The sequence below is a fragment of the Leifsonia sp. NPDC058292 genome, assembly GCF_042880955.1.
Taxonomy (GTDB): Bacteria; Actinomycetota; Actinomycetes; order Actinomycetales; family Microbacteriaceae; genus Leifsonia.
Genome location: NZ_JBHVYL010000069.1, coordinates 1 through 5774, shown reverse-complemented (window position 1 = coordinate 5774; position 5774 = coordinate 1). Strand labels below are relative to the sequence as shown.

The 5774-nt window shown below is 67.5% G+C and carries 3 protein-coding genes; 1 reads left to right on the top strand and 2 read right to left on the bottom strand.

The window, feature by feature from the left end; all coding sequences use genetic code 11:
• Positions 1-44: 44 nt before the first annotated feature.
• Together ACFVWR_RS18775 and ACFVWR_RS18770 are read right to left on the bottom strand one after the other, a co-directional pair.
• A complete protein-coding gene (locus ACFVWR_RS18775; protein ID WP_387215857.1) occupies positions 45-2969 on the bottom strand; it encodes a UPF0182 family protein in 2925 nt (974 codons plus the stop codon).
• Between the two features lie 117 nt (positions 2970-3086).
• Positions 3087-4226: a PDZ domain-containing protein gene (locus ACFVWR_RS18770; protein ID WP_387215854.1), complete on the bottom strand. Its 1140-nt coding sequence runs from the start codon at positions 4224-4226 to the stop codon at positions 3087-3089.
• A gap of 137 nt (positions 4227-4363) precedes the next feature.
• Between ACFVWR_RS18770 and ACFVWR_RS18765 the strand changes: the two genes are divergently transcribed.
• Positions 4364-5719: a zinc-dependent metalloprotease gene (locus ACFVWR_RS18765; RefSeq protein ID WP_387215851.1), complete on the top strand. Its 1356-nt coding sequence runs from the start codon at positions 4364-4366 to the stop codon at positions 5717-5719.
• The last annotated feature ends 55 nt before the right edge of the window (positions 5720-5774 follow it).

Below are 5774 nucleotides of genomic sequence, written 5' to 3'. Positions count from 1 at the left end.
CGGCCCGCACGGAGTTCTCCGTGCGGGCCGTCGCGCGCTGATGCCTATTTGCCGGTGCTGGCGCCCGAGCTCTCCGCCGCGAGGGCGTCGGCAATGGCCTTCTTCAAGCGGGCATCGGCGACGCCGTAGGCCGCCCAGTCCCCGGCCTTCAGCGCTGCATCGCGGTCGGTCAGCGCGGAACGGGCGTCGAGCAGTGCCTGCTGCAGCGCGGCGTTCTGCGTTCCCGTTCCCGTGCCCGTACCGGTGCCCGGTTCCTCGGTCGGCGGGCTCGTGCCCCCGTCGGTCGGCGGCACGTTCGTATCGCCGGCGGTCGCGCCGGAGTCACCGCCGAACAAGACGTCGAGCGCCTGGTCGAGCGTGTCCTCGAACGCGATCTTGTCGCCGAACGCCACGAGAACCTTCTGCAGCAGCGGGTAGCTCGTCTCACCCGTCGACTGCACGTAGACCGGTTGCACGTAGAGCAGACCACCGCCCACCGGCAGCGTGAGCAGGTTGCCGTTGATCACATCCGTCTTTCCCTGTCTCAACAGGTTCAGCTGTTGCGACACGGTCGGATCGGAGTTGAAGCTGTTCTGCACCTGACCAGGCCCTGGCACCGTATCGCTCGATGGCAGGGTCAGAAGTCTCAACTTGCCGTAGCCGGAGGCGACTTCGCCCTTCTTCGCGCCCGCATTCGAGTCGACGGCCAGGTAGCCCTTCAGCACCGATCGGCTGGCCTCGCTCGAGGCCAACGGTATGAAGGTCGTGTAGAGCGAGAACTCGGGCGAATCCTGCCCCGGCATCTGCAGCGTCAGGTAGTACGGAGGCTGCAGTGTCGCGTTTCCGGCATCCGAGGTCGGATCGGTCGGCGTCGTCCACGCGTCGTCGCGCGAGTAGAACGAGCCGGCTTCGGTCACGTGGTACTGACCGAGCACCGAGCGCTGCACCTTGAACAGGTCGGCCGGGTAGCGCACGTGGCTTATCAGCTGAGCGCTCATCTCGCTGATCGGCTTGACGGTGGTCGGGAAGATCTTCTCCCAGGTCTTCAGCACCGGGTCTTTGGCGTCCCAGGCGTAGAGCGTCACCGATCCGTCGTAGGCGTCGACCGTGGCCTTCACCGAGTTGCGGATGTAGTTGATGTTGTCGAACGAGTACGCCGGCTTGGGCGTCTCCGTGTCGGCGATCGCGTCGGTGAGGCTTCCCACGTGCGAGTACGGGAACTGGTCGCTCGTCGTGTATCCGTCGATGACCCATTTGACCCGGCCGTCGACGACCGTCGGGTACGCCTGAGAGTCGAGCGTCAGATAGGGCGCCACCTTCTGCACGCGCTTCACGGGGTCGCGGTCGTAGAGGATCTGCGAGTCATTGTTCACCGCGTCGGAGAGCACGATCTGCTCGTCCTGGAACTTGAGCGCGTAGACCAGCCGCTTGAAGATGTTGTCGAGCTTCGGGCCGCCGTTGCCGCTGAACGAGGTATACGTCTGCTGCGCGTCGTCCGTTCCGCCCGGGTAGTCGAGCTCGACCTTCTTGCCGTCTTTCGGCGCTCCGACGATCGAGTAGGTCGGCGACTGCTGGCCGAAGTAGATGCGCGGCTCATACGTGCCGAGCGACCCGGTGCTCGGGATGCCCGACTCGAGGAAGACGGGCTGGCCGTCGCTCGAACGCTGGTTGCCGTAGGCGGCGACGACACCGTAACCGTGGGTGTACACGACCGTGTCGTTGTACCAGTTGCGGGCTGTGCCGAGACCGGACTGCTGCAGTTCGCGCACGGCGACAACCGCATCCTGGTCTTTACCGTCGATGTTGTAGCGGTCGACCGCCAGCGTGTTCGGGAACGCGTAGTACTGGCGGAACTGCTCCAGCTGACGGAACGAGGGGCTCACGACCGCGGGGTCGATGATGCGGATCTGCGCGGTGGTCTGGGCGTCTTTCCGCAGAGCGCCCGCCTCCGCGGTGGTCTTCGCGTTGTAGGGGATCACGTCGATGTCGCTGAGACCGTACGCATCCCGGGTGGCGTCGATGCCGCGTTGCACGTATGGCGTCTCGAGGGTCTTCTGGCTGGGCTCGACCTGGAACCGCTGCACGACCCAGGGCACGATCGCCCCCGCGACGAGGGCCGTCACGATGAGCAGAGCCGTTCCGACCACCGGGAACCGCCAGCGGCCGATGAACGCCGTGAGCAGGAACAGCAGGGCCACGAAGATGGCGCTGCCCGCCAGCACAGCCCGCCCGGGGATCGTCGCGTTCACATCCGTGTACGCGGCTCCGTTGATCATGTCGTTGACGTTCGCGTCGGTGAGCGTCGCGTACCGGTCGAGCCAGATGCTCACGGCCTGCAGCAGGAGGTAGAGCGCGGCGATCACGGCGATCTGCACGCGGGCCGACTTCGAGATGCGCACCTCGCGGCCGCTGACCCGGATGGAACCGTAGAGGTAGCTCGTCGCCAGCGTCGCGATCAGCGAGATGATGACGACCGCCGAGGCGAACCCGACCAGGCTGCGGTAGAAGGGCAGCGCGAACAGGTAGAAACCGAGGTCGAGGTGGAACTGCGCGTCGGTCTTGCCGTAGGCGGTTCCGTTCAGCCACATCAGCACGGTCTGCCAGCGGCTGCCGGCCGAGACGCCGGCGAAGATGCCGAAGACGATCGGGATGCCGTACATCGCCAGGCGGCGGAGCGGCTCGATGACCTGCTGGTAACGGTCGAGCTGACTGTTCAGCTTGGCGTAGACCGGCCGCAGCCGGTAAGCCAGCTGGATCGCGAGCCAGAGCGGGAGCGCCATGCCGAGGAACCCGATGAAGAACATCACGCCGGCGGCGAGCCACTGGGTCGTGAGCACGTTCAGGAAGCCGAGCTGTTGATACCAGAGGATGTCGGCGTACAGTCCGGCGAAGACGAAGAACAGAATGACCAGGGCGACGATCGCGCCCAGTGTGATCCAAATGGCCGCCCGGCGGCGTGCGGGTGGTCGTGCTGCTGCTGTTGAACTCACGTGTAGGCCCTCATTGCTCTCGCGTGGCAAGGTCAGAGACCATCCTAGGCGGCCGACGCTTGGAGAAAGCTGCGCCGGCATCCTCCCCCGCGAGCTTGTGCAAGGGCAATGGAACGGCTATGAAGCCGGGCAGGTGGGGAGCCCGGCGGTGCTGCCGCCTGAGCCCACGGCGTCGAGCACCTTCAGGGAGTCGGCGAGCGTCTTCACCGCGAAGACCTTGAGGCCTGAGGGAATGTGGCCCGTCACCTCGTCGCAATTCGACTGGGGCGCCAGGAACACGGTCGCTCCCGCGCCGCGGGCCCCGAACAGCTTCTGGCGGATGCCGCCGATCGCACCGACGTTGCCCTCGTTGTCGATGGTGCCGGTGCCGGCCACCCGCTTGCCGCCGTTCAACTCACCCGGGGTCAGCTTGTCCATGATGCCGAGGGCGAACATCTGGCCGGCGCTCGGACCACCGACGTCGTCGAGCTGGATCTTCACGTCGAACGGGAAGGTGTAGTCCATCCCGGCACCGATGCCGAGCACGGTCTGACCGCCGGAGGAGATCGGCTTGATCGACACCGTCGACGCGGTGCCGTCGCGCACGATGCCGAGTTCGGCGGCCTTGTCCGTTCCGTTCTCGCCGATGAGCTTGCGCAGCGTCTGCACGCCGGGCACGGCCTGGCCGTTCACGGTCGCGATCTCGTCGCCGACCTTCAGAACATCGGCGGCAGGGGTCCCTGTGATGAGCTGCTTGACGGCGACGGCCTCGGGGAAGTCGTAGCCGAGCTCGTTGAGGGCGGCGGCCACCGCATCCTGCTGCGAGTTCACCATCAACGCCGCGTTCTGGGCGTCGGACTGCTCTGTCGTGGTTCCCGGCGGGAAGACCACATCGACGGGAACCACCGCGCGGCTCGGGTCGAACCACGCCGTGGCGATGTCGAACCAGCTCGGCCGTTGATCCGGGTTGCCGACCACCGAGACGGTCAGCAGGTCGAGCGACCCGGCGGTCGGATAGGTCTTCTGCCCCGGGATGCTGATGAGCGGCTTGGCGTCGGGCGACGGCTTCGACCCCACCCGCTGGTCGTTTCCCAGCGTGTTGAACACCGGCCCCGGCTGCTCGATGACGAACGGCGCCGGCGCGACGGCGAGCACGAGTGTCACCACGAACGCCACGGCGATGGCCACCCACCCGACGATCACTCGCTTCGACGGTGCGATGCGCCGCCTCGGCGGCCCGTACTCGGGCTGCAGGTCGTCGTCGGTGAAGAGGGTCACGCAGGTACCTTTCGCTTGTTCGCCACGGGCGCACATCCAGACCCCCGAGCCTAGGCCAATTCTCACCAAGCGCCTGGGTGCACGGGCTAGCGTAGAAGCCAAGCCTGAAAGCCGAACCACACGAAAGAGGCGCCACGATGGCCGACGACCGCTCCCCGGATTCCCCTCAAGAACCCGACGACGAGTTCAGGGACATGCTGCGCGAGTTCCTCTCCGGAAACTCGTCGATCGACCCGAGCCAGCTCGCGGGCGCCGCCGGGCTCCCCAACGATCCGGCGAGCATCCAGCAGCTCATCGGTCAGCTCCAGAACGCCATCCGCAACACCGACGGTGGCATCAACTGGGATCTCGCGCTCGAGCAGGCACGCGCGCTCGCCTCCCAAGACGCCCACTCGGTCACCCCCGCCGAACGAGGCGCCCTCGACCAGGCGTTCAACGTCGCGGCCCTGTGGCTCGACGGCGTCACGTCGGTCGCCGAGCTCACCGCCCCTCCGCTCCTCATGGGGCGGGCCGAATGGGCGCGTCAGACCATGCCGCTCTGGACCCAGCTCGCCGAGCCGGTGGCCCTGAGCATCTCCGACGCCCTCACCCGAGTGCTCACCGAGCAGGCGCCCGAAGAGATGCAGGGCATGATCGCGAACGCCGGGCAGGTGATGCGCTCCATCGGCGGCGCACTCTTCGCCATGCAGCTCGGCCAGGTGGTCGGCCAGCTCGCCAAGGAGGTCGTCTCCGGTGGCGACATCGGCATCCCGTTGCTGGCAGACGGCACGGCCGCCCTCATCCCGCAGAACGTGGCGGAGTTCGGTGACGGGCTCGACATCCCGGCCGACCAGGTGCAGTTGTACCTGGCCGTTCGCGAACTGGCCCACGCCCGCCTCTTCCGTCACGCCAAGTGGCTGCGTCTGCAGTTGCTCACCCAGATCACGGCGTTCGCCAAGGGCATCACGATCGACACCGAACGACTCGAAGAGCTCGCCGAGGGCTTCGACCCGGCGAACCCCGAGGAGCTTCGCGAGGCCATGGTGAGCGGGGCGCTCATCCCGCCGAAGTCCGAGGAGCAGCTCGAAGCCCTCGCCCGCCTCGAGACGATGCTCGCGCTCGTCGAGGGCTGGGTCGACGTGGTGACCGCGGGCGCGACCCGCCTGCTGCCCAAGGCCGACGCGGTGGCCGAGACGGTTCGTCGTCGCCGTGCATCCGGTGGCCCCGCCGAATCGGCGTTCTCGACCCTCGTCGGCCTCGAGCTGCGGCCACGCCGGCTGCGCGAGGCCGCCGCGATGTGGCAGGCGGTCACGGATGCGGTCGGCGCCGACGGGCGTGACAACCTGTGGTCGCACCCCGACCTCCTCCCCCAGTCGAGCGACCTGGACGACCCGTCGGCGCTGGTCGCCCGGCTCACGGCCGCGGCGAACGGCGAGGAGCCGGAACGCGACGAGGTGGATCAGGCACTCGAAGACCTGCTCCGCGGCGACACGGAGCGCCCGCAAGAAGGCTGACCCGGCGCCCGCCGGGCATCGAGGGGTCCCGACTCGCCGTCACCCGACACAGGTG